The 20,568-nt window shown below is 70.8% G+C and carries 18 protein-coding genes; 13 read left to right on the top strand and 5 right to left on the bottom strand.

What is annotated here, in order from left to right; all coding sequences use genetic code 11:
- Nucleotides 1-75: 75 nt before the first annotated feature.
- From ACH4S8_RS25350 to mutM, 4 genes are all read left to right on the top strand, one after another.
- The gene (locus ACH4S8_RS25350; protein WP_398397737.1) at nt 76-720 is read left to right on the top strand and encodes a YceD family protein; all 645 of its coding nucleotides are present in this window, start codon (nt 76-78) and stop codon (nt 718-720) included.
- 2 nt (nt 721-722) lie between these two features.
- Nucleotides 723-896: a 50S ribosomal protein L32 gene (gene rpmF / locus ACH4S8_RS25345; protein ID WP_006139588.1), complete on the top strand. Its 174-nt coding sequence runs from the start codon at nt 723-725 to the stop codon at nt 894-896.
- A gap of 19 nt (nt 897-915) precedes the next feature.
- Nucleotides 916-1,782, top strand: a complete 867-nt coding sequence (gene rnc / locus ACH4S8_RS25340; protein WP_398397734.1) for a ribonuclease III — start codon at nt 916-918, stop codon at nt 1,780-1,782.
- Nucleotides 1,783-2,337: 555 nt separating this feature from the next.
- Nucleotides 2,338-3,198 (top strand): bifunctional DNA-formamidopyrimidine glycosylase/DNA-(apurinic or apyrimidinic site) lyase, encoded by an 861-nt coding sequence (mutM, locus tag ACH4S8_RS25335; protein WP_398397732.1) that lies wholly within the window; start codon nt 2,338-2,340, stop codon nt 3,196-3,198.
- A 50-nt stretch (nt 3,199-3,248) separates the two neighbouring features.
- Here mutM and ACH4S8_RS25330 read toward each other — a convergent pair whose 3' ends face one another.
- A complete protein-coding gene (locus tag ACH4S8_RS25330) occupies nt 3,249-3,695 on the bottom strand; it encodes a winged helix-turn-helix transcriptional regulator (protein WP_398397730.1) in 447 nt (148 codons plus the stop codon).
- A 284-nt stretch (nt 3,696-3,979) separates the two neighbouring features.
- On the opposite strand from ACH4S8_RS25330, the gene ACH4S8_RS25325 reads away from it, so the two are divergent.
- Nucleotides 3,980-4,390 carry a hypothetical protein gene (locus ACH4S8_RS25325; RefSeq protein WP_398397728.1) on the top strand — a complete coding sequence of 137 codons (411 nt, stop codon included), beginning with the start codon at nt 3,980-3,982 and terminating at the stop codon, nt 4,388-4,390.
- 347 nt (nt 4,391-4,737) lie between these two features.
- Here the strand turns inward: ACH4S8_RS25325 and ACH4S8_RS25320 are convergent, their stop codons facing one another.
- Nucleotides 4,738-5,745: a CAP domain-containing protein gene (locus tag ACH4S8_RS25320; RefSeq protein ID WP_398397726.1), complete on the bottom strand. Its 1,008-nt coding sequence runs from the start codon at nt 5,743-5,745 to the stop codon at nt 4,738-4,740.
- A gap of 153 nt (nt 5,746-5,898) precedes the next feature.
- Here ACH4S8_RS25320 and ACH4S8_RS25315 point away from each other — a divergent pair, with 153 nt between their 5' ends.
- The 3 genes from ACH4S8_RS25315 to ACH4S8_RS25305 all read left to right on the top strand — a co-directional run bounded on the left by ACH4S8_RS25315 (nt 5,899) and on the right by ACH4S8_RS25305 (nt 10,640).
- Entirely contained in the window at nt 5,899-6,180 is a 282-nt protein-coding gene (locus ACH4S8_RS25315) for an acylphosphatase (RefSeq protein ID WP_328447682.1), read from the top strand.
- 381 nt (nt 6,181-6,561) lie between these two features.
- Nucleotides 6,562-6,765 (top strand): hypothetical protein, encoded by a 204-nt coding sequence (locus ACH4S8_RS25310; RefSeq protein WP_028802434.1) that lies wholly within the window; start codon nt 6,562-6,564, stop codon nt 6,763-6,765.
- 206 nt (nt 6,766-6,971) lie between these two features.
- The gene (locus ACH4S8_RS25305; protein ID WP_398397723.1) at nt 6,972-10,640 is read left to right on the top strand and encodes an AAA family ATPase; all 3,669 of its coding nucleotides are present in this window, start codon (nt 6,972-6,974) and stop codon (nt 10,638-10,640) included.
- A gap of 193 nt (nt 10,641-10,833) precedes the next feature.
- Here the strand turns inward: ACH4S8_RS25305 and ACH4S8_RS25300 are convergent, their stop codons facing one another.
- On the bottom strand, nt 10,834-11,178 hold the full coding sequence (locus tag ACH4S8_RS25300; protein WP_398397721.1) for a DUF4326 domain-containing protein: 345 nt from the start codon (nt 11,176-11,178) through the stop codon (nt 10,834-10,836).
- 324 nt (nt 11,179-11,502) lie between these two features.
- Between ACH4S8_RS25300 and ACH4S8_RS25295 the strand changes: the two genes are divergently transcribed.
- Nucleotides 11,503-12,921 (top strand): sugar porter family MFS transporter, encoded by a 1,419-nt coding sequence (locus ACH4S8_RS25295; protein ID WP_398397719.1) that lies wholly within the window; start codon nt 11,503-11,505, stop codon nt 12,919-12,921.
- A gap of 187 nt (nt 12,922-13,108) precedes the next feature.
- Here ACH4S8_RS25295 and ACH4S8_RS25290 read toward each other — a convergent pair whose 3' ends face one another.
- Nucleotides 13,109-14,077 (bottom strand): LLM class flavin-dependent oxidoreductase, encoded by a 969-nt coding sequence (locus ACH4S8_RS25290; protein WP_398397717.1) that lies wholly within the window; start codon nt 14,075-14,077, stop codon nt 13,109-13,111.
- Between the two features lie 457 nt (nt 14,078-14,534).
- On the opposite strand from ACH4S8_RS25290, the gene ftsY reads away from it, so the two are divergent.
- The gene (gene ftsY / locus ACH4S8_RS25285; RefSeq protein WP_398397715.1) at nt 14,535-15,737 is read left to right on the top strand and encodes a signal recognition particle-docking protein FtsY; all 1,203 of its coding nucleotides are present in this window, start codon (nt 14,535-14,537) and stop codon (nt 15,735-15,737) included.
- A 105-nt stretch (nt 15,738-15,842) separates the two neighbouring features.
- On the opposite strand, the gene ACH4S8_RS25280 is transcribed toward ftsY, so the two are convergent.
- A complete protein-coding gene (locus tag ACH4S8_RS25280) occupies nt 15,843-16,505 on the bottom strand; it encodes a bifunctional DNA primase/polymerase (RefSeq protein WP_398397713.1) in 663 nt (220 codons plus the stop codon).
- A gap of 446 nt (nt 16,506-16,951) precedes the next feature.
- On the opposite strand from ACH4S8_RS25280, the gene ACH4S8_RS25275 reads away from it, so the two are divergent.
- The 3 genes from ACH4S8_RS25275 (at nt 16,952) to ACH4S8_RS25265 (ending at nt 20,534) form a co-directional block, all read left to right on the top strand.
- Nucleotides 16,952-18,427: a hypothetical protein gene (locus ACH4S8_RS25275; protein WP_398397711.1), complete on the top strand. Its 1,476-nt coding sequence runs from the start codon at nt 16,952-16,954 to the stop codon at nt 18,425-18,427.
- Between the two features lie 434 nt (nt 18,428-18,861).
- The gene (locus tag ACH4S8_RS25270) at nt 18,862-20,199 is read left to right on the top strand and encodes an ammonium transporter (protein ID WP_398397709.1); all 1,338 of its coding nucleotides are present in this window, start codon (nt 18,862-18,864) and stop codon (nt 20,197-20,199) included.
- Nucleotides 20,196-20,534 carry a P-II family nitrogen regulator gene (locus tag ACH4S8_RS25265; RefSeq protein ID WP_037625082.1) on the top strand — a complete coding sequence of 113 codons (339 nt, stop codon included), beginning with the start codon at nt 20,196-20,198 and terminating at the stop codon, nt 20,532-20,534. The genes ACH4S8_RS25270 and ACH4S8_RS25265 overlap by 4 nt, the downstream gene beginning before the upstream one ends.
- The last annotated feature ends 34 nt before the right edge of the window (nt 20,535-20,568 follow it).

Here is a 20,568-nt window from a genome sequence, read left to right as displayed (position 1 = left end):
GTGTACGTCCGCGATCAGCGCTGCCCCAGGAACACCGAGGGCGGCGTTCCTCGAGTTGGAAGATCGAAAGCAGGAATGGCTCTGAACGCCCGCCTCGACCACCGCAATCCTCTCGTGTTCGACACGCACGAGCTGGGGCGGCGTCCTGGCGCGCTGCAGCGCCTGACCCGCACGATCGACGCTCCCGTGGATCTCGGGATCCAGGGAGTCATCGGAGTGCCGGAAGGCGCCCCGGTGGAGCTCGAACTCCGTCTGGAGTCGGTCATGGAAGGTGTGCTTGTCACAGGCACCGCCCGTGCATCGGCGAAAGGGGAGTGCGTAAGGTGTCTGGAGCCGCTCGAGCAGGTACTCGAAGCGGACTTCCAGGAGATGTTCTCGTACCCTGACGCCGATGACCGGGGCCGCCCCAAGGCGGAGCCGGTCGACGACGCCGAGGACGACGAGGACACTCTCTTCCTCGAGGACGGCCTGTTCGACCTCGAACCCGTGCTGCGGGATGCGGTGGTGCTCGCACTGCCGATGCAGCCGGTGTGCCAGGACGACTGCCTGGGCCTGTGCTCCGAATGCGGAGTCCGGCTCACGGACGACCCGGACCACCACCATGACGCCGTCGACATCCGTTGGGCGGCACTGCAGGGACTCGCCGGTTCACTCGAAGATGGCGAGAAGGACGAGTTGAGCGGCGCCGAGCCTGGCGTCGACGAGAAGCAGGAGAAGTAGCCGTGGCTGTTCCGAAGCGGAAGATGTCGCGCAGCAACACGCGCCACCGCCGGTCGCAGTGGAAGGCTGCGGTCCCCACCCTGGTTGCGTGCGAGCGCTGCCACGAGCCCAAGCTGCAGCACATCGCGTGCCCGGCCTGTGGCACCTACAACAAGCGCCAGGTCCTCGAGGTCTGAGCGGCTGGTGAGAGGTCTGATGTCTGACGCCAAGAAGCACTCTCTCCGCGCAAGCGGGGGTGGCCCGGCGGAGAACACAGCCTCGTCCCACACGCTTCTGGAAGGGCGGCTCGGCTACAAGCTCGAGTCCGCCCTTCTGGTGCGTGCGCTGACCCATCGTTCCTACGCGTACGAGAACGGCGGTCTGCCGACCAACGAGCGTCTGGAGTTCCTCGGGGACTCCGTTCTGGGCCTCGTGGTCACGGACACGCTGTACCGCACCCACCCCGACCTGCCCGAGGGCCAGTTGGCCAAGCTGCGGGCCGCGGTGGTCAATTCTCGTGCGCTGGCGGAGGTGGGCCGCGGCCTCGAACTCGGCTCCTTCATCCGGCTCGGCCGGGGCGAGGAAGGCACGGGAGGCCGGGACAAGGCGTCCATCCTCGCCGACACCCTCGAAGCGGTGATCGGCGCTGTCTATCTCGACCAGGGGCTGGAGGCCGCGGGCGAACTCGTCCACCGGCTCTTCGACCCGCTGATCGAGAAGTCCTCGAATCTCGGTGCCGGCCTGGACTGGAAGACCAGTCTCCAGGAACTCACCGCGACCGAGGGGCTCGGGGTTCCCGAGTACCTGGTCTCGGAGACCGGCCCGGACCACGAGAAGGTCTTCACTGCTGCCGCCCGCGTCGGAGGCGTCTCGTACGGCACCGGCACCGGCCGCAGCAAGAAGGAGGCGGAGCAGCAGGCCGCGGAATCCGCGTGGCGTGCCATCCACTCCGCCGCGGACGAACGCGCGAAGTCGGCCCAGGCCGCCGAACAGGCGGCTCCTGCCGCCCAGCAGGCGGCCGAGGACGGTGAGGAGGCCGCCGACGCCTCCTCGACGCCCACCACCGACACGGCCACGGCCTGAATCCTTCGACCGGCTGACGTACCACGGAACTCGCGGTATGTCAGCCGGCACCCGTAGTACCCCGTAGTACCGGACCCCGCCCCGGCGCACTCGCGCCGCGGCGGGGTCCGCGCGTTGCCGGTGCCCCGGTCGCGGGGCGACGGCCCCGGACCCGGGTGGAGAGGGCCGGGGCAGGGGCCGCGCGAGCGGCGGAAGGGCCGAGGACCGAGGGCCGATGCCGGCCCGGCGGCCGGGTGCCGCCGAGCCGGGGACGAACCGCTCTCCGGCGGGGGTGGGCCCGGGGCTGCCTGCTTCTCGGCGGGGTGGGCCTGGGGACGAACCACTGCCCGCCGGCCGCGGGCCCGGAGCGACTCGCTCCGGCGGGGGGTGGGCCCGGGGCGCTCGCTTCCAGGCAGGCGGGGGCCCGGGGACGACCGCTCCCTGACGGCCGCGGGCCCGGGCGGCCCGGGCTCCGACGGGGGAGAGCCCAAGTCGACTCGCTCCCCGACGGGCGCCGCCCGGTGCGATGTACCCTTCCGGCATCACCCGCCCAGCCCGCCCCTCAGGAGGAGTCCCGTGCCCGAGCTGCCCGAAGTCGAAGTCGTGCGGCGGGGCTTGGAACGCTGGGTCACCGGGCGGGTCGTCGGATCGGTGGACGTCCGCCATCCGCGGGCCGTACGGCGGCACTTGGCGGGGCCCGACGGCTTCGCGAAAGCGCTCGCCGGGCACCGGGTGGGTGGGGCGATGCGCCGCGGCAAGTACCTGTGGCTGCCGCTCGACGACTCCCCGTACTCCGTGCTCGCGCACCTCGGCATGAGCGGTCAGCTCCTCGTGCAGCCGGAGGACGCCGCGGAGGAGAAGCACCTGCGCATCCGCGTCCGCTTCGAGGACGACCGGGGCACCGAGCTGCGTTTCGTCGACCAGCGCACCTTCGGCGGGCTGTCGCTGCACGAGAACACCCCGGACGGCCTCCCCGACGTCATCGCGCACATCGCCCGCGACCCCCTCGATCCCCTTTTCGACGACGCCGCCTTCCACACCGCGCTGCGGGCCCGCCGTACGACCCTCAAGCGCGCCCTGCTCGACCAGTCACTGATCAGCGGTGTCGGGAACATCTACGCGGACGAGGCGCTGTGGCGCTCCAAGCTGCACTACGAGCGCCCGGCGGGGACCATGACCCGGCCCCGCACCGCCGAACTCCTCGGCCACATCCGCGATGTCATGAACGACGCCCTCGCCGCGGGCGGCACCAGCTTCGACAGCCTGTACGTCAACGTCAACGGTGAGTCGGGCTACTTCGACCGCTCGCTCGACGCGTACGGGCGCGAGGGCGAACCCTGCCGCCGCTGCGGGACACCGATGCGCCGGCGGGCCTGGATGAACCGCTCCAGCTACTTCTGCCCGCGCTGCCAGCGCGCACCGCGCCCGTCCGCCTGACGCCCCGGCCACGCCGCCCCGCGCCTTCGCGGCCGGGGCCCCGTGCCGGGCTACGCCCCGGGCCGGGCCTCGCGGGCCTCGTCGTAGCGCTCGCGGGCCGCCAGGACGTCGTCCATACGGCCCTCGACGAAGTCGATGAGGGCCAGCAGGCGCTCGGCGACCTCGCGGCCCAGCGGAGTGAGGGTGTAGTCGACGCGCGGCGGGTTCGTGGGCCGCGCGTCACGGTGCACCAGACCGTCGCGCTCCAGCGCGTGCAGGGTCTGCGAGAGCATCTTCTCGCTCACGCCGTCGACCCGGCGGCGCAGCTCGTTGAACCGGACCGTGCCGTCGTGCAGCGCCCCCAGCGTGAGGGAGCCCCAACGGCCGGTGACGTGCTCCAGCGTGCCCCGGGACGGGCAGCCGCGGGCGAACACGTTGTACGCGAGGTCCTTGCCGCCGGCGCACACGGTGCCCTCGTCGCTGCCGGGGTGCTCCGTGATCGGCGCGGACGATTCCATGCCGCCAGCATACTCAGCGACAGCGCCACCCAGAGGGTCGCACTAACCCTCGGTTAGCTTCGTGGGCCAGGCGGTGGATTCGCTTCCGAGCAGGCGCCGGCAGTCGTCGGCGGGGTCGCCCTGGGGGCCGGGGCCCTCCTGCTCCCCACCCTCGCCGTCCGACCCTGACCCGCGGTCCCGCCCGGGGCCAACCCGATGATCTTGGAGGGCTAGAATCGGGCGCAACCCCTCATTCGACCCGAGGGGTTCACGCTGCGATGCGTGACGGAGGAACGGGGTACTAAATGAAGAAGACGGTCGGCAGAATCGCCATAGCCCTCGCCGTGGCTGTCGGCGGCGTGGTGGCCACCAGCGGTACGGCGAGCGCGTACGGCACCGGTGATTGCACGTACTCGAAGCAGAAGACGGCTTCGGGCAGCGGGGACACGGTCATCCTTCAGGTCTGGCGGTGCCCGGACGGGCACGACTACGTCAAGGGGATCATCTCCGGCAGCGCCAACGCCTCCAGGGCGCGGGTGTGGCTGGACGACTCGATCAACGGCGGCAGCAGCTGGACCCAGCGCCAGGCCACGAACGATTCGTCGAGGTCGACGCAGACTCCGCAGAACAATCTGCTGTTCGACGGATCGCCGCACAAGGTGCGGGCATGCGGTGACACCAGCGGCCACCGAACCATCTGCACGGTCTGGTACTGACCTGTCTGGTACCGACCCGGCAGGGTACTGACCCGGCGGGTGCCGGCTCCGGCCAGGAGGCTGGTCGGAGCCGCACGCGTCACGGAGCCGCCGCTCACTTCCCGTGGGCGGCGGCTCCGTGCGTGCGGGGCCAGGCGGGGTTCCGCACGGCTTCCGGCCGGTCGCGCGAGAGCGTCTCCGCTGCTTCGGGCCGAGTCGGCGAAGTCGCCGATGCGCAGGGCCGGTTGTCGCGGATGGACGTCGTGGAACGCATCACGGCCGACGCGCACGCCGCAGCTCGGACAGGCACCGGAAAACACCACGTGGCCGACCCCCCGAGCGGGCCGACCACGTGATTCACGGCTACCTCAGTAGCCGAAGTCCTGCGTCCACCAAGGGCCGCCCTCGCCGAAGTGGACTCCGACGCCGAGGGTCTTGAAGTCGCAGTTCAGGATGTTGGCCTTGTGGCCGGGGCTGTTCATCCAGGCTTCCATGACGGCTGCCGCGTCGGCCTGGCCGCGGGCTATGTTCTCGCCGCCGAGGCTGGTTATCCCGGCCTTCGCCGCACGGTCCCACGGGGTGAGCCCGCTCGGGTCGGTGTGGTCGAAGAAGTCCTGCGCCGCCATGTCCTCGCTGAAGGCCTGGGCCAGGTCCGTCAGGGCGCTGTTCGCGGCCACCGGGCTGCAACCGACCTTGGCGCGCTCGTCGTTGACGAGCTTGAGCACCTCGGCCTCGGCGGCGGTCTCCGCGGACACGTTCACCGGGGTCTTGGCGACCGGCGCCTTGGTCTCGGTCTTCGAAGGCTTCGGAGCCTTGGGCTCCTTCGTCTCCTTCTCCTTGGAGGCCCCGTTGCCGTTGCCGTTGCCCTTGTCCTTGTCCTGGGTCTTCGGCGGCGCCGTCGTGGTCGGAGCGGCCGACGGCGACGTGGAGGTCGAGGGGGCGACGGTCGAGGGCTCGGTCGCGCGCCCGGATCCACGGCTCGTCGACGTGCCCTCGCGGGCGTCCGCGCTGCCCGAGGTGCCGCCCTGCTGGGTGGCCACGCTGGAGGGCGAGCCCGCGGCCTGGATGCTGTCGGAGTTGTTGCTGCCACCGCCGAGCGCGTAGTTGTCGCTGCCCGGCACGACACCGGCCGCGACGGCCACGGTGCCGAGGGCCACAGCCGCCGAGACGCCGAGCAGTCCCGTCTTGACCGGGCTCGGGCCCTTCCGCTTGCGGTGCGAGCGGGCGGAGGAGGCGGACGGGAGATCGGCGACGGCCGCGTAGCCGTACAGGTTCTCCGGGCCGTAGCTTTCCGTGTGGGTCCCGCTCGTATCTGTGACTCCGGTGGCGCGCCCTGTGGCGGCGCGGCCGGCGTCGGAGCGTCGGTGGCGTCCCATCTCTTGGGCCTTCCTCGATCTTGAGTCAGCGATCCTCACCCGATCCTCACCCGAAAGAGTGAGTTTCTAATGAGACTCATTGGGTCGGGACGGTACCGCATGGCGCAAGGGGAGGATGTGCTCCAAGAGACATTGTCCGGTTAGCGTGCAGCCATGAACGAGGTTTCACGGCTGGTCGTCTGGGTCCGCGGGCGGGTCCAAGGTGTGGGTTTCCGCTGGTTTACGCGGGCCAGGGCGCTGGAGATCGGCGAGCTGAGTGGTTTTGCTCTCAATCTCGACGACGGACGCGTCCAGGTGGTCGCGGAGGGCCCCCGGGCCGGCTGCCAGAGTCTGCTCGACTGGCTCCAGGGGGACGACACGCCCGGCCGGGTGGACGGAGTCACTGAGATCTGGGACACGCCGCGGGGGATCTACGACGGCTTCGCCATCCGCTGACGAGAGTGCCCGAGAGGCCTCCGAAAGGTGGCGTGGCGTATGCCTCCGGCACCCGTCAGTAGTGGAAAGGGCCTGGTGGTTGCCAAGAACGGCGCGAAGTGGCAGGCTCCCGAGATAACGATGATCCCGACGCCCTGAGGGCCCCACCGGAGTCACCGCGCCGCCGTTTCCGAAGCCGCGCGACAGTGGGTTGCCCGCCGATACAGGGTGTGATCGTGTTGACCGTCAAACTTTTTGGTGAGACGCTGAAAGCCCCGCGCACCTTAGCTGTTTGGCATGTGGAACGGCAGCAGGACATCAGCAGTGTCAAGCATCGCGGGTGCGATTCCCTCACGACCCACACCGCTTCGGTCGGTCACTCAGTGTGGAGGACCATCCATCATGGCAAAGGCGCTTCTCGGTTACGTCGGCGGTTCCGACCCGCGACTCATTGCCGAGATGCGACGGCTCCAGCAGCGCGTCCAGGACCTTGAATCCGAGCTTGTACGGATCCAGGCCGAGAACGACGCGCTCGCGGCTGCCGCTTCTCACGACTCGCTTCTCGAGAGCATCGACGTACCCCAGGCGGAGCCTGCGCTCACCTGATCACTGCACTGCACCACGACAGCAGTGGTTGGGCAGCCCGAATCAACCGCTAAGTTGTCAGATTTGCAAGGGACGCCCGCAGGCGTCCCTTCTTTCTTTCCCCCGACGCTCCTCCCCCTCTTCAACGTCTGGTGTGCCCTGCGCGTTCACGGGTGAAACCGCGCGTTCATGGAGTGAGACCGGCCCGAAAGGTAGAGTCCAGCGGCGTGCACCTCAAGGCCCTGACCCTGCGCGGGTTCAAGTCGTTCGCCTCCGCGACCACGCTGCGGTTCGAGCCGGGCATCACCTGTGTCGTGGGCCCCAACGGCTCGGGCAAGTCCAACGTCGTGGACGCGCTCAGCTGGGTCATGGGCGAGCAGGGGGCCAAGTCGCTGCGCGGCGGCAAGATGGAGGACGTCATCTTCGCCGGCACCACCGGGCGTCCGCCGCTCGGCCGGGCCGAGGTGTCGCTGACCATCGACAACTCCGACGGGGCGCTGCCCATCGAGTACGCCGAGGTCACCATCACGCGGATCATGTTCCGCAACGGCGGCAGCGAGTACCAGATCAACGGTGACACCTGCCGGCTGCTCGACATCCAGGAACTGCTGTCCGACTCCGGCATCGGCCGGGAGATGCACGTCATCGTCGGACAGGGTCAGCTCGACTCCGTCCTGCACGCCGACCCCATGGGCCGCCGCGCCTTCATCGAAGAGGCGGCCGGCGTCCTCAAGCACCGCAAGCGCAAGGAGAAGGCGCTGCGGAAGCTGGACGCCATGCAGGCCAACCTCGCCCGCGTCCAGGATCTCACCGACGAACTGCGCCGCCAGCTCAAGCCGCTGGGCCGGCAGGCCGCCGTGGCCCGCCGTGCCGCCGTCATCCAGGCCGACCTGCGCGACGCCCGGCTGCGCCTCCTCGCCGACGATCTCGTCCGGCTGCGGGGTGCGCTCCAGTCCGAGATCGCCGACGAGGCCGCGCTCAAGCAGCGCAAGGAGTCCGCCGAGGCCGAACTCAGGAAGGCGCTCCAGCGGGAGGCCCTGCTGGAGGACGAGGTACGGCAGCTGACCCCGCGTCTGCAGCGCGCCCAGCAGACCTGGTACGAACTCTCCCAGCTCGCCGAGCGGGTGCGCGGCACGATCTCGCTGGCCGACGCCCGCGTCAAGAGCGCCACTTCGGTGCCCGCCGAGGAACGGCGTGGGCGCGACCCCGAGGACATGGAGCGCGAGGCCGCCCGCGTCCGCGAGCAGGAGGCCGAGCTCGAAGCCGCGCTGGAGGCGGCCGAGCGGGCCCTGGAGGACACCGTCGCGCACCGCGCCGAACTGGAGCGCGAACTGACGATCGAGGAACGCCGCCTCAAGGACGTGGCCCGCGCCATCGCCGACCGCCGGGAGGGCCTCGCCCGCCTCGGCGGCCAGGTCAACGCCGCCCGTTCGCGCGCCGCCTCCGCTCAGGCCGAGATCGACCGGCTCGCCGCCGCCCGCGACGAGGCCCAGGAGCGCGCGGTCACGGCCCAGGCGGAGTACGAGCAGCTGAAGGCCGAGGTCGACGGCCTCGACGCGGGCGACGCCGACCTCGCCGAGCAGCACGAGGCGGCCAGGCGGGCCCTGGCCGACGCGGAGGCGGCGCTGAGCACGGCCCGCGAGTCCGCCACCACGGCCGAACGGGGGCGGGCCGCCACCCAGGCCCGCCGTGACGCCCTCGCCCTCGGCCTGCGGCGCAAGGACGGCACGGGAGCGCTGCTCGGCGCCACGGACCGGCTCACCGGGGTGCTCGGCCCCGCCGCCGCACTGCTGTCGGTCAGCCCCGGTTTCGAGGTCGCGCTCGCCGCCGCGTTCGGAGCCGCCGCCGACGCCGTCGCGGTCACCACGCCCGCCGCGGCCGCGGAGGCCATCCGCCTGCTGCGCAAGCAGGACGCCGGCCGCGCGGCCCTGCTGCTCGCGGGAGCGCCCGAGGCACCCGACGCCGGCACCGCGCCGACGAACGGCGCCCCCACGGACGTACGCCCTCACGAGAACGAGAACGAGAACGAGGACGAGCGCGAGGACGAGCGAGACCGGGACCAGGAGCACGACCGGGACGGAGACGGGGGCGACCGGCCGTCGTACGCCGCCGATCTGGTCCGGGGACCCGCCGAACTGATGCCCGCCGTACGGCGGTTGCTGCGCGGGATCGTCGTCGTCGGCACCTTGGAAGAGGCCGAGGACCTGGTCTGCGCGCGGCCCGGACTCACCGCGGTGACCGCCGAGGGCGACCTGCTCGGGGCGCACTTCGCGCACGGCGGGTCCGCCGGGGCACCCAGTCTGCTCGAAGTACAGGCATCCGTGGACGAGGCGACGGCCGAGATCGAAGAACTGGCCGTCCGGTGTGAGGAGTTGGCCGAGACGCAGCGTCTGGCCGCCGAGCTGCGCAGCGAACGGGCCGTGCTCGTAGAGGAGTTGGGGGAGCGTAGGCGGGCCGCCGAGCGGGAGAAGTCGTCCGTCGCACAGCAGCTCGGACGGCTGGCCGGACAGGCGCGCGGCGCCGTCGGCGAGGCGGAGCGGAGCACCGCGGCGGCCGCCCGCGCGCAGGAAGCGCTCGACCGGGCCGTGTCCGAGGCGGAGGAGCTGGCCGAACGGCTCGCCGTGGCCGAGGAGATGCCGGTCGAGGAGGAACCCGACACCTCGGTACGGGACCGGCTTGCCGCGGACGGCGCCAACGCGCGGCAGACGGAGATGGAGGCGCGCCTCCAGGTCCGTACGCACGAGGAGCGGGTCAAGGGACTCGCCGGACGGGCCGACTCGCTGGACCGGGCCGCCCGCGCCGAACGCGAGGCACGCGCGCGTGCCGAACAGCGGCGCGCCCGGCTCCGGCACGAGGCGGCCGTCGCCTCGGCTGTCGCCTCCGGCGCCCGCCAACTGCTCGCGCACGTCGAGATCTCGCTCGCCCGCGCCGAGGAGGAGCGCACCGCCGCCGACGGCGCGAAGGCCCGCCGCGAGCAGGAGCTCGTCGCCGCGCGGGGCCGGGGCCGCGATCTCAAGGAGGAGCTCGACAAGCTCACCGACTCGGTCCACCGGGGCGAGGTGCTCGGCGCGGAGAAGCGGATGCGCATCGAGCAGCTGGAGACGAAGGCGCTGGACGAACTCGGCGTCGAGCCGGCGGGACTCGTCGCGGACTACGGCCCCGACCAGCTCGTGCCGCCGTCGCTGCCGGCCGAGGGCGAGGAACTGCCCGAGGATCCCGAGCACCCGCGCAACCGGCCCCGGCGCTTCCACCGTGCCGAGCAGGAGAAGCGGCTCAAGTCGGCCGAACGGGCGTACCAGCAGCTCGGCAAGGTCAATCCGCTGGCCCTGGAGGAGTTCGCCGCGCTGGAGGAGCGCCACAAGTTCCTCAGCGAGCAGCTGGAGGACCTCAAGAAGACGCGCGCCGACCTCCTCCAGGTGGTGAAGGAGGTCGACGAGCGCGTCGAGCAGGTCTTCACCGAGGCGTACCGGGACACCGCCCGGGAGTTCGAGGGCGTCTTCAGCCGGCTGTTCCCGGGCGGGGACGGCCGGCTCATCCTGACCGACCCCGACAACATGCTCACCACGGGCGTCGACGTGGAGGCCAGGCCGCCGGGCAAGAAGGTCAAGCGGCTCAGCCTCCTGTCCGGCGGCGAACGGTCGCTGACCGCCGTCGCGCTCCTAGTGTCGATCTTCAAGGCGCGCCCCAGTCCGTTCTATGTGATGGACGAGGTCGAGGCGGCGCTGGACGACACCAACCTCCAGCGGCTGATCAGGATCATGCAGGAGCTGCAGGAGGCCTCCCAGCTGATCGTGATCACGCACCAGAAGCGCACGATGGAGGTCGCCGACGCGCTGTACGGCGTCTCCATGCAGGGCGACGGCGTCTCGAAGGTCATCAGCCAGCGACTGCGCTGACCGCCCCGTCCGCCCGACACCGCTCCGTCCGGCACCGGCCCGCCTGTCACCGCCCCGTCCGTCACCGGCGGGGTCTTGCCGGCGCCGGCCCGGCTCCTCGCCTCGGCCGTCGCCTGCGGCTTCTCTCGCCCGGGCCGTCGCCTGCGGCTTCTCGTCCGGGCCGTTGCCCATGGTTCCTCGCCAGGGACGATGTCTACGGTTCCTCGCCCGGCTCCGGAAGGCCCTCGCCGACGCCCTCGTCGGCGAGTTCGGCGAGCACCTCGGCGTGGCAGCGCTCGGGGACGCACCAGCAGCCGAGCCGGTGGCCGCGCAGGGCGGGCAGCCGGGCCAGCAGCTCCGGACGCGCCAGCAGGTAGGCGCGGTACATCTCGACGACCTCGTCCCGGGTGCCGTCGTGCCCCGGCCGGAACGGGCTCGCCAGCGGGGAGCCGGCCAGATGCCAGCCACCCCGGTGCATGGCACGGCCGACGTACACCACGTCGGCGTACGCGGGATCGTCGCGGTGACCCTTGAGATTGACGACCGTGGTCTGCGCCATGACCGGATCCTCGCCGCTCGAGCCGCCGAGGGCAATGCGAACGCCGCCTCCCCGTGTTCCCCGCACCGCTCCCGTCGAGGTGGGCCGTACGGGCACTTGATGTTCAATTATTGAACACAACTACGTCACATCACTTGGGACAGCACTCGAAATAACTCCACAAGACCCCAAGTTTGACTTCGAAAGTTGAAGACATATTCTCTCCGACGTTGCTTTTACCTTCAGGTGGTGGCCCGTGCGAACCTGTGCGCCACTGGTAACCACCACCGAAGGCTTTCGTCCCCCCACCCCCGGCAGCGAGGCCGGTGGCCCGAGGAGTCCTACGTGACCAGCGCATCGCAGGCACCTGTGCCAGGAGCCAAGCCGGCTCATCCCGAGCATCTCGGGCATGTCATCTTCATCGCGGCGGCGGCCGCGATGGGCGGCTTCCTGTTCGGCTACGACAGTGCCGTGATCAACGGTGCGGTCGAGGCCATCCGCAGCCGTTACGACATCGGCTCCGCGGCGCTGGCCCAGGTCATCGCCATCGCGCTGATCGGCTGTGCCATCGGTGCCGCGGCCGCCGGCCGCATGGCCGACCGCATCGGACGCATCCGCTGCATGCAGATCTCCGCGAGCCTCTTCACCGTCAGCGCCGTCGGTTCGGCGCTGCCCTTCGCGCTGTGGGACCTCGCCTTCTGGCGCATCATCGGCGGATTCGCCATCGGCATGGCCTCCGTCATCGGCCCCGCCTACATCGCCGAGATCTCCCCGCCCGCGTACCGCGGACGGCTCGGCTCGTTCCAGCAGGCCGCGATCGTCGTCGGCATCGCCATCTCGCAGCTCGTCAACTACGCCATCCTGAACGCCGCCGGCGGCGACCAGCGCGGTCAGCTGCTCGGCGTGGAGGCCTGGCAGGTCATGCTCGGCGTCATGGTCATCCCGGCCGTCCTCTACGGGCTGCTCTCCTTCGCCATCCCCGAGTCCCCGCGCTTCCTGCTCGAGGTGGGCCGCAGGGACCGCGCCCGTGAGGTGCTCAAGGAGGTCGAGGGCGACAAGATCGACCTGGACGCCCGCATGAACGAGATTGAGACGGCCATGAAGGGTGAGCACAAGTCGACCTTCAAGGACCTGCTCGGCGGCGGCTTCCTCTTCCTGCCGATCGTCTGGGTCGGTATCGGCCTCTCGGTCTTCCAGCAGTTCGTCGGCATCAACGTCGCGTTCTACTACTCCTCGACGCTGTGGCAGTCGGTCGGCGTCGACCCGACGGACTCGTTCTTCTACTCGTTCACCACGTCGATCATCAACATCATCGGCACCGTGATCGCCATGATCTTCGTGGACCGCATCGGCCGTAAGCCGCTCGCCCTCATCGGCTCGACGGGTATGGCCATCGGTCTCGGCCTGGAGGCCTGGGCCTTCTCCTACGACCTGGTCGACGGCAAGCTGCCGGCCACCCAGGGCTGGGTCGCCCTGATCGCCGCGCATGTCTTCGTCCTCTTCTTCGCCCTCTCCTGGGGTGTCGTGGTCTGGGTGTTCCTCGGCGAGATGTTCCCGAACCGGATCCGCGCCGCCGCGCTCGGTGTCGCCGCCTCCGCGCAGTGGATCGCCAACTGGGCCATCACCGCGAGCTTCCCGTCGCTGGCCGACTGGAACCTCTCCGCCACCTACGTGATCTACACGTGCTTCGCCGTGCTCTCCATCCCCTTCGTCCTCAAGTTCGTCAAGGAGACGAAGGGCAAGGCGCTGGAGGAGATGGGCTGACCGCCCCCTGCCCCGGCGGCTCCCCACGGCCGCCGCGTCATCCGCGGCTCCCCACGGCCGTCATGTCACCGGCGGCTCCCCACGGCCGCCGGTGACTCCCCGGAACCCGGGGAGAAGGGCCAAGTCCCCGCTGCCCCTCTCCTCGTACTCGTGAAGAGGGCGTGCTGCCCCGGCTCGGACCGTCAGGTCATACGAGCCGGGGCAGCACGCTTTCGCAGAACAGATGCAGGCTGCGCCAGCCCTCGTCCACCGGCATCCCGCCGGACAGCGGATGCAGGACGAGGCTGTCCAGGCCCAGCTCCACGCACTGGTCGGGCGTGAGAACGCGGTAGACGCCCTCCGCGCGCAGCTCCTCGACCGTCGTGGCCGCGGACTTCACCGCCGAGCGGATCTCGCCGGACTGCCAGGAGGCGTACGTCCGTGCCTCGTGCAGGAAGTGGCGGCCGTACTCGGCCCAGGCCCGGTCCGGGTCCTCGGCGATGTGCAGCAGCGGTGTCTCGGCGGCGGGCATCATGGTCCAGCCCTCGGTGCCGTACTCGATGAGCCGCTCCTTGTAGTACGCCTCCAGCTCGGGCAGGTGCGCGCTCGGGAAGAACGGCAGCCCGAACCGGGCGGCGCGCCGGGCCGCGGCCCTGGAGGAGCCGCCCACCAGCAGCAGGGGGTGCGGGTCCGAGAACGGGCGCGGGGTGACCCGTACCGTGCGGCCCCGGTAGCCGAACTCCTCGCCGGTCCACGCCTTCAGCAGGGTCTCCAGGAGCTCGTCCTGCAGTTCTCCGCGCCGCTTCCAGTCCACGTCGAACTGCGCGTACTCCTCGGGCCGGTAACCGATGCCGGCCACGGTCACCAGCCGGCCGCCGCTGAGCAGGTCGAGTACGGCGACGTCCTCGGCGAGACGCAGCGGGTCGTGCAGCGGGCCGATGACCGCCGAGACGGTGACCGCGACACGCCGGGTCGCCCCGAAGACCGCGCCCGCGAACGCGAACGGCGAGGGCAGCCAGTTGTTCGCGACGCCGTGGTGTTCCTCGGTCTGCACCGTGGTGATCCCGCGGTCGTCGGCATACGCGGCCATCTCGACGGCGGCCCGGTAGCGGGCGCTGAGCGAGGCGGGGGTGGCGTCGGGTTCGACGAGGTTGAAGCGCACGACCGTCACGGGCATGGGGAGCCCCCTTCGTATGTGGAGGGGGACGGTAGCTGACGGAGCGTCAGACGGCCATAGCCGTGACACCGCCCGCGCGACGCCGGGCCCACCGCCTCTCGTCACGTACGCGGTCGGGTGAGCCCCGGTCCGCCGCCGCCCGGCATGCACGCGGTCGCGTGCCGCCCGGCCCGCCGCCCGGTACGCGCGTGACCCGGTGGCACTCCGTTCACGGGCCTGTTCGGCGTCGCCCGGTACCCGCCCGGGCGGATGACGCCGCGCGCACCCCCCGTGCACGTCCTGGAGGCGAGGGCGAGGCGAGAGCGGCTTCGGAGCGGTGCCGGGGGCGTCACGACCCGGTCCGTGAGGGCCGCCCGCAGGCGTGTCGCCGGGCGGCGGACCGGCCCGGTCCGCGGGGCACGCAGCCCGCGCGCGGACAACGGCCGGCCAAGGGGAGGTCGCGCATACTGGACCCGTTATGGAAACCATCATCCTTGCTGTAGTCATCGCCGTGGTGGTGATCGGCGCGCTCGGTGGGCTCGTCGTCGGCAGTCGCAAGCGGAAGCAGCTGCCCCCGCCGCCCCCCGCCGCCCCCGAGATCACCGCCCCGCCGGCCGAACCCCACGTGGGCGACGAGGCCGAGGCACCACACGACGAGCCGCTCCGCACCATAGAGGAGGTGGATCTCCCCGACGGCTCGGCCGCTCCGTCGGTCGTCGTCGAGGAACCTCCGGCCGTCCCCCAGATCGAGATCCCGGAACCGACGGCCGGCCGTCTGGTGCGGCTGCGCACCCGGCTCTCGCGCTCGCAGAACGCGCTCGGCAAGGGGCTGCTCACGCTGCTCTCGCGCGAGCACCTCGACGACGAGACCTGGGAGGAGATCGAGGACACGCTGCTCGTCGCCGACGTCGGTGTGCAGCCCACCCAGGAACTGGTCGAGCGGCTGCGCGAGCGCGTCAAGGTGCTCGGCACGCGGACGCCGGACGAGCTGCGCAGCCTGCTGCGCGAAGAGCTGATCCAGCTGCTCGTCCCGGAGTTCGACCGCGCGGTCAAGACCGACTCGCCCCTCGACACCCCGGGCATCGTGATGGTCGTCGGCGTCAACGGCACCGGCAAGACCACCACCACCGGCAAGCTCGCGCGCGTGCTCGTCGCCGACGGCAAAAACGTTGTTCTCGGCGCAGCCGACACCTTCCGTGCCGCCGCCGCCGACCAGCTCCAGACCTGGGGCGAGCGGGTGGGCGCACGCACCGTCCGCGGCCCCGAGGGCGGCGACCCCGCCTCGATCGCGTTCGACGCGGTCAAGGAGGGCATCGAAGAGGGCGCCGACGTCGTCCTCATCGACACCGCGGGCCGGCTCCACACCAAGACCGGCCTCATGGACGAGCTGGGCAAGGTCAAGCGCGTCGTGGAGAAGCACGCCCCGCTCGACGAGGTGCTGCTCGTCCTCGACGCGACCACCGGGCAGAACGGTCTGGTGCAGGCGCGCGTGTTCGCCGAGGTCGTGGAGATCACCGGCATCGTGCTGACCAAGCTCGACGGCACGGCGAAGGGCGGCATCGTCATCGCGGTGCAGCGCGAGCTGGGCGTCCCGGTCAAGCTGGTGGGGCTCGGCGAGGGCGCGGACGATCTGGCGCCGTTCGAGCCGGAGGCGTTCGTTGACGCCCTTATCGGAGAGTGACCACCCGCGCGAACGCGTAGGTGCCGAAAGAAGCGCCCGCCCCCACGGCACTGCCGGGGGACGGGCGCTTCGTCCTGTGCGGCCCGTCCGGATCGCGGCGGCGCCTCAGACCCGCGAGCGGTGTGCCACGTAGGCGAGGGTGCCCAGCAGCAGCCTGGCCGGCGGCGGCTTCGTGGCGGAGTGCAGGACGGGGGAGCGCAGCCAGCGGACCGGGCCGAGTCCGCCCCGGTCGGAGGGCGGGGCGGTGATGTACGCGCCCGGGCCCAGACCGTGCAGGTCGAGGGAGGCGTCGTCCCAGCCCATCCGGTAGAGCAGCTCGGGAAGTTCGGCGGCGGAGCCGGGGGAGACGAAGAAGTGGGCGCGGCCGTCCGCGGTGGCCGTCACGGGACCGAGCGGCAGACCCATGCGCTCCAGCCGGACCAGCGCGCGGCGTCCCGCGGACTCGGCCACCTCGATCACGTCGAAGGCCCGGCCGACCGGCAGCATCACCGCGGCCCCGGGGAAACCGGCCCAGGCGCCGGTCGCCTCGTCCAGTGTCGTGCCCGCTGGGATCGTCGGGGCGAAGTCCAGGGGATGCGCACCCGGCGCGGGGCAGTCGGTCCGGCCGCACGAGCACGCCCCCGCGGCGGCTCGGGCACCCGGGACCACGTCCCATCCCCACAGTCCGGTGAACGCGGCGACGGCGGTGCCCTCCGACGAGCGGCCGCGGCGACGAGCACCGGTCCGGATGTCGCGCATCGCCCGACTACTGCCGATCGTGAAGCCCATGCCCCCTCCAACGGTCTGACGCGCCCGTGGTTACGTGACGGAACCGGATTGTCACCCTCTGTTCCTGGCTGCCCGGTATCGCGCGATCCAGGCGGCGCCTTGTTGCGTGCGGGGTGGTGCGCCCGGCTCGATGCGCCCCGGAGTGCGCTTCTTCACCCACCCTCGGTCGTTCCGTGTCAAGTGAATCGCGAGCAGGGCGACTGGAGTTCATTCGAAGGGGTGGCGAATGGTGGCGTTTCGTGGATCGCCATGGCTGGACGCGTGATCGTAGGATTACTTTGTGTGCACGAGTCCTGGGGCTTTGTTTACTCGTGAGTATGCCAACGGCAAGCCGGGTTCCCGTTCGAAGGGTGAGAACTACCGGACGCGCGGCCGCGTTTACGGGCATTCTGATAGGGCTTGGCGCAGAGCGGCGACAAGTGTTCTCGGGGAGTGGGGGCGTTCCAGTGGGCGGCAACGGCGGAGGCGGGACGAACGCTGACAAGCGCCCCAACGAGCTTCTCGGCTCGTGGTTCGTGCGCAGTGGCTGGTCGAAGGGCGAGCTGGCGCGCCAGGTGAACCGCAGGGCCCGCCAGTTGGGGGCCAACCACATCTCGACGGACACCTCGCGGGTGCGCCGCTGGCTGGACGGGGAGAACCCGCGCGAGCCGATCCCGCGGATCCTGTCGGAGCTGTTCTCCGAGCGGTTCGGCTGTGTCGTCGCCGTGGAGGACCTCGGCCTGCGCGCCGCCCACCAGGCGCCCTCCGTGTCCGGCATCGACCTGCCGTGGACCGCCCCCCAGACCGTCGCGCTGATCAGCGAGTACTCGCGCAGCGACCTGATGCTGGCGCGGCGCGGCTTCCTCGGCAGCTCGCTGGGGCTCTCCGCGGGCCCGGCCCTCATCGAGCCCATGCAGCGCTGGCTCGTCCCCACGCCCGCGGCGTCGTACGAGGCCGCCGAACCGCCGGCCTCGACGCGCCGCGGCGGTCGGCTCTCGCAGCCGGAGCTGGACCTCCTGGAGTCCACCACCGTGATGTTCCGTCAGTGGGACGCCCAGTGCGGCGGAGGGCTGCGCCGCAAGGCCGTCGTCGGCCAGCTGCACGAGGTGACCGACCTCCTCCAGGAACCCCAGCCCGCCGTCACCGAGAGGCGTCTGTTCAAGGTCGCCGCCGAACTGGCCGAACTGGCGGGCTGGATGAGCTACGACGTGGGCCTCCAGCCCACCGCGCAGAAGTACTTCGTGCTCGCGCTGCACGCCTCGAAGGAGGCGGGCGACAAGCCGCTCGGCTCGTACATCCTCTCCAGCATGAGCCGCCAGATGATCCACCTCGGGCGGCCCGAGGACGCGCTGGAGCTCATCCACCTCGCCCAGTACGGCAGCCGTGACTGCGCCGGCCCGCGGACCCAGTCGATGCTGTATGCGATGGAGGCCCGCGCCTACGCCAACATGGGCCAGCCGGGCAAGTGCAAGCGGGCCGTCCGCATGGCCGAGGACACCTTCGCCGACGTGCACGAGTGGGACGAGCCGGACCCCGACTGGATCCGCTTCTTCTCCCGGGCCGAGCTGTACGGCGAGAACTCCCACTCCTACCGCGATCTCGCCTACGTCGCCGGACGCAGCCCCACCTACGCCTCCATGGCCGAGCCCCTGATGCAGGAGGCGGTCGACCGTTTCGGCAAGGACTCCGAGCACCAGCGTTCGTACGCGCTCAACCTCATCGGCATGGCCACCGTGCACCTGCTGCAGCGTGAGCCCGAGCAGAGTGCGGTCCTGGCCAAGGAAGCGCTGAGGATCGGCAAGAAAGTGCGCTCCGAGCGCGTCAACACTCGTATCCGAAAGACGGTCGACACCGCGGTCCGTGACTTCGGCGACCTCGCCGAGGTCATCGACCTCACCGACCAGCTGGCCGTCGACCTCCCCGAGACCGTCGAGGCGGTCTGACCCCCGGCCGCCGACGCGGCCCGCCCCGAACCCCGGCTGCGGCCGGCCGTCCCGAACTGCCCGACTCGGCTCCCCCATGCCAGGTCATCGGACGGCAGGCCGTGGCCGGTTCGCTCCGTGCGGCTCCGGCAGGGCCCACGCCCGCGAAACCGGCTCACCGTCGCGGGCGCGTTCCGTACGGCGGCCCCGGCCGGCCTCGCTCCGGACGCCGTGAGCGTCCTGCGGGAGATTGCGTCACGATAACGATCGGTTCGACCGTAATCCGGCAGTTCATGAACGCGTAACACGCAGAGCGTCTTCGTCACTGGTGCGAAACATCGAGGGGCCTCCACGGAAACGGTGCTGCGTCAATCTCATGGCGCATAACCGGCCCACCCCTCACGACCACTCAGGCTTCGCCCGCACGGGGCCGTACCAACGACGAGGAGACGCCGATGGCACCAGCCATCACCCTTGCCGCAGAGGCACCCAAGCTGTCTGCCGCCAACACAGGGTTCATGCTCATCTGTTCCGCCCTCGTGCTCATCATGACGCCGGGCCTCGCCTTCTTCTACGGAGGCATGGTCCGCGTCAAGAGCACGCTCAACATGCTGATGATGAGCTTCATCAGCATGGGGATCATCACCATCCTGTGGGTGCTGTACGGCTTCTCCCTCGCCTTCGGCACGGACAAGGGATCGTTCATCGGCTGGACCTCTGACTGGGTCGGCCTCAGCAACATCGGCCTGACGGAACTCTGGCCCGGATACACCATCCCGGTCTTCGTCTTCATGGTCTTCCAGTTGATGTTCGCGATCATCACGCCCGCGCTGATAAGCGGTGCCCTCGCGGACCGCGTGAAGTTCACGGCGTGGTCGCTGTTCATCACGCTGTGGGCCACGCTCGTCTACTTCCCGGTCGCCCACTGGGTGTGGGGCACCGGCGGCTGGGCCTTCGACCTCGGTGTGATCGACTTCGCCGGCGGTACGGCGGTCCACATCAACGCGGGCGCCGCGGCGCTCGGCGTGATCCTGGTCATCGGCAAGCGGGTCGGCTTCAAGAAGGACCCGATGCGCCCGCACAGCCTCCCGCTGGTGATGCTCGGCTCCGGTCTGCTGTGGTTCGGCTGGTTCGGGTTCAACGCCGGCTCGTGGCTCGGCAACGACGACGGCGTCGGCGCGCTGATGTTCGTCAACACGCAGGTCGCCACCGCGGCCGCCATGCTGGCCTGGCTCCTCTACGAGAAGATCCGGCACGGCGCGTTCACCACGCTGGGCGCCGCCTCCGGCGCGGTCGCCGGTCTGGTCGCCATCACCCCGTCCGGTGGCGCGGTCTCCCCGCTCGGCGCCATCGCGGTCGGTGCCATCGCCGGTGTCCTGTGCGCCATGGCCGTCGGCCTGAAGTACAAGTTCAACTACGACGACTCCCTGGACGTCGTCGGTGTCCACCTCGTCGGCGGTGTCATCGGCTCCCTGCTGATCGGCCTCTTCGCCAGCGGCAAGGGCCAGTCGACGGTCGAAGGCCTCTTCTACGGCGGCGGCCTGACCCAGTTCTGGAAGCAGTGCGCCGGCGTCTTCGCCGTCCTCGGCTATTCCCTGGTCGTCTCCGCGATCCTCGCCTTCGTCATCGACAAGACCCTCGGCATGCGGGTCACCGAGGACGAGGAGATCGCCGGCATCGACCAGGCCGAGCACGCCGAGACCGCATACGACTTCAGCGGTGCCGGTGGCGGCGCCGCCCGGACCGCCGTGCCCGCCCCGGCCGACACGGACGCCAAGAAGGTGGACGCATGAAGCTCATCACCGCCGTCGTGAAGCCCCACCGGCTCGACGAGATCAAAGAGGCCCTGCAGGCCTTCGGGGTCCACGGACTGACGGTCACCGAGGCGAGCGGCTACGGTCGGCAGCGGGGACACACCGAGGTGTACCGCGGCGCCGAGTACACGGTCGACCTCGTGCCCAAGATCCGCATCGAGGTGCTGGTCGAGGACGACGACGCCGAACAGCTCGTCGACGTCGTCGTGAAGGCCGCCCGTACCGGCAAGATCGGTGACGGCAAGGTGTGGTCCGTACCGGTCGACACGGCCGTCCGGGTCCGCACCGGCGAGCGCGGCCCCGACGCGCTCTGACGGGACCGGCCCGCAGGAACAGGAAAGACAGGAG

It is taken from the genome of Streptomyces sp. NPDC021080, from assembly GCF_044333225.1.
Taxonomy (GTDB): Bacteria; Actinomycetota; Actinomycetes; order Streptomycetales; family Streptomycetaceae; genus Streptomyces.
Note: the sequence above shows the minus strand (reverse complement) of the source record. Positions and strands in the feature narration are given on the sequence as shown.

What these genes read in the sequence shown, in the direction of transcription:
- ACH4S8_RS25350 (WP_398397737.1), top strand. Translation starts at nt 76, where the DNA reads ATGGCTCTGAACGCCCGCCTCGACCACCGCAATCCTCTCGTGTTCGAC.
- ACH4S8_RS25280 (WP_398397713.1), bottom strand. Translation starts at nt 16,505, where the DNA reads ATGGGCTTCACGATCGGCAGTAGTCGGGCGATGCGCGACATCCGGACC.
- ACH4S8_RS25290 (WP_398397717.1), bottom strand. Translation starts at nt 14,077, where the DNA reads ATGCCCGTGACGGTCGTGCGCTTCAACCTCGTCGAACCCGACGCCACC.
- ACH4S8_RS25310 (WP_028802434.1), top strand. Translation starts at nt 6,562, where the DNA reads ATGGCAAAGGCGCTTCTCGGTTACGTCGGCGGTTCCGACCCGCGACTC.
- ACH4S8_RS25330 (WP_398397730.1), bottom strand. Translation starts at nt 3,695, where the DNA reads ATGGAATCGTCCGCGCCGATCACGGAGCACCCCGGCAGCGACGAGGGC.
- ACH4S8_RS25270 (WP_398397709.1), top strand. Translation starts at nt 18,862, where the DNA reads ATGGCACCAGCCATCACCCTTGCCGCAGAGGCACCCAAGCTGTCTGCC.
- ftsY (WP_398397715.1), top strand. Translation starts at nt 14,535, where the DNA reads ATGGAAACCATCATCCTTGCTGTAGTCATCGCCGTGGTGGTGATCGGC.
- ACH4S8_RS25300 (WP_398397721.1), bottom strand. Translation starts at nt 11,178, where the DNA reads ATGGCGCAGACCACGGTCGTCAATCTCAAGGGTCACCGCGACGATCCC.
- ACH4S8_RS25320 (WP_398397726.1), bottom strand. Translation starts at nt 5,745, where the DNA reads ATGGGACGCCACCGACGCTCCGACGCCGGCCGCGCCGCCACAGGGCGC.
- ACH4S8_RS25325 (WP_398397728.1), top strand. Translation starts at nt 3,980, where the DNA reads ATGAAGAAGACGGTCGGCAGAATCGCCATAGCCCTCGCCGTGGCTGTC.
- ACH4S8_RS25265 (WP_037625082.1), top strand. Translation starts at nt 20,196, where the DNA reads ATGAAGCTCATCACCGCCGTCGTGAAGCCCCACCGGCTCGACGAGATC.
- ACH4S8_RS25315 (WP_328447682.1), top strand. Translation starts at nt 5,899, where the DNA reads ATGAACGAGGTTTCACGGCTGGTCGTCTGGGTCCGCGGGCGGGTCCAA.
- rnc (WP_398397734.1), top strand. Translation starts at nt 916, where the DNA reads ATGTCTGACGCCAAGAAGCACTCTCTCCGCGCAAGCGGGGGTGGCCCG.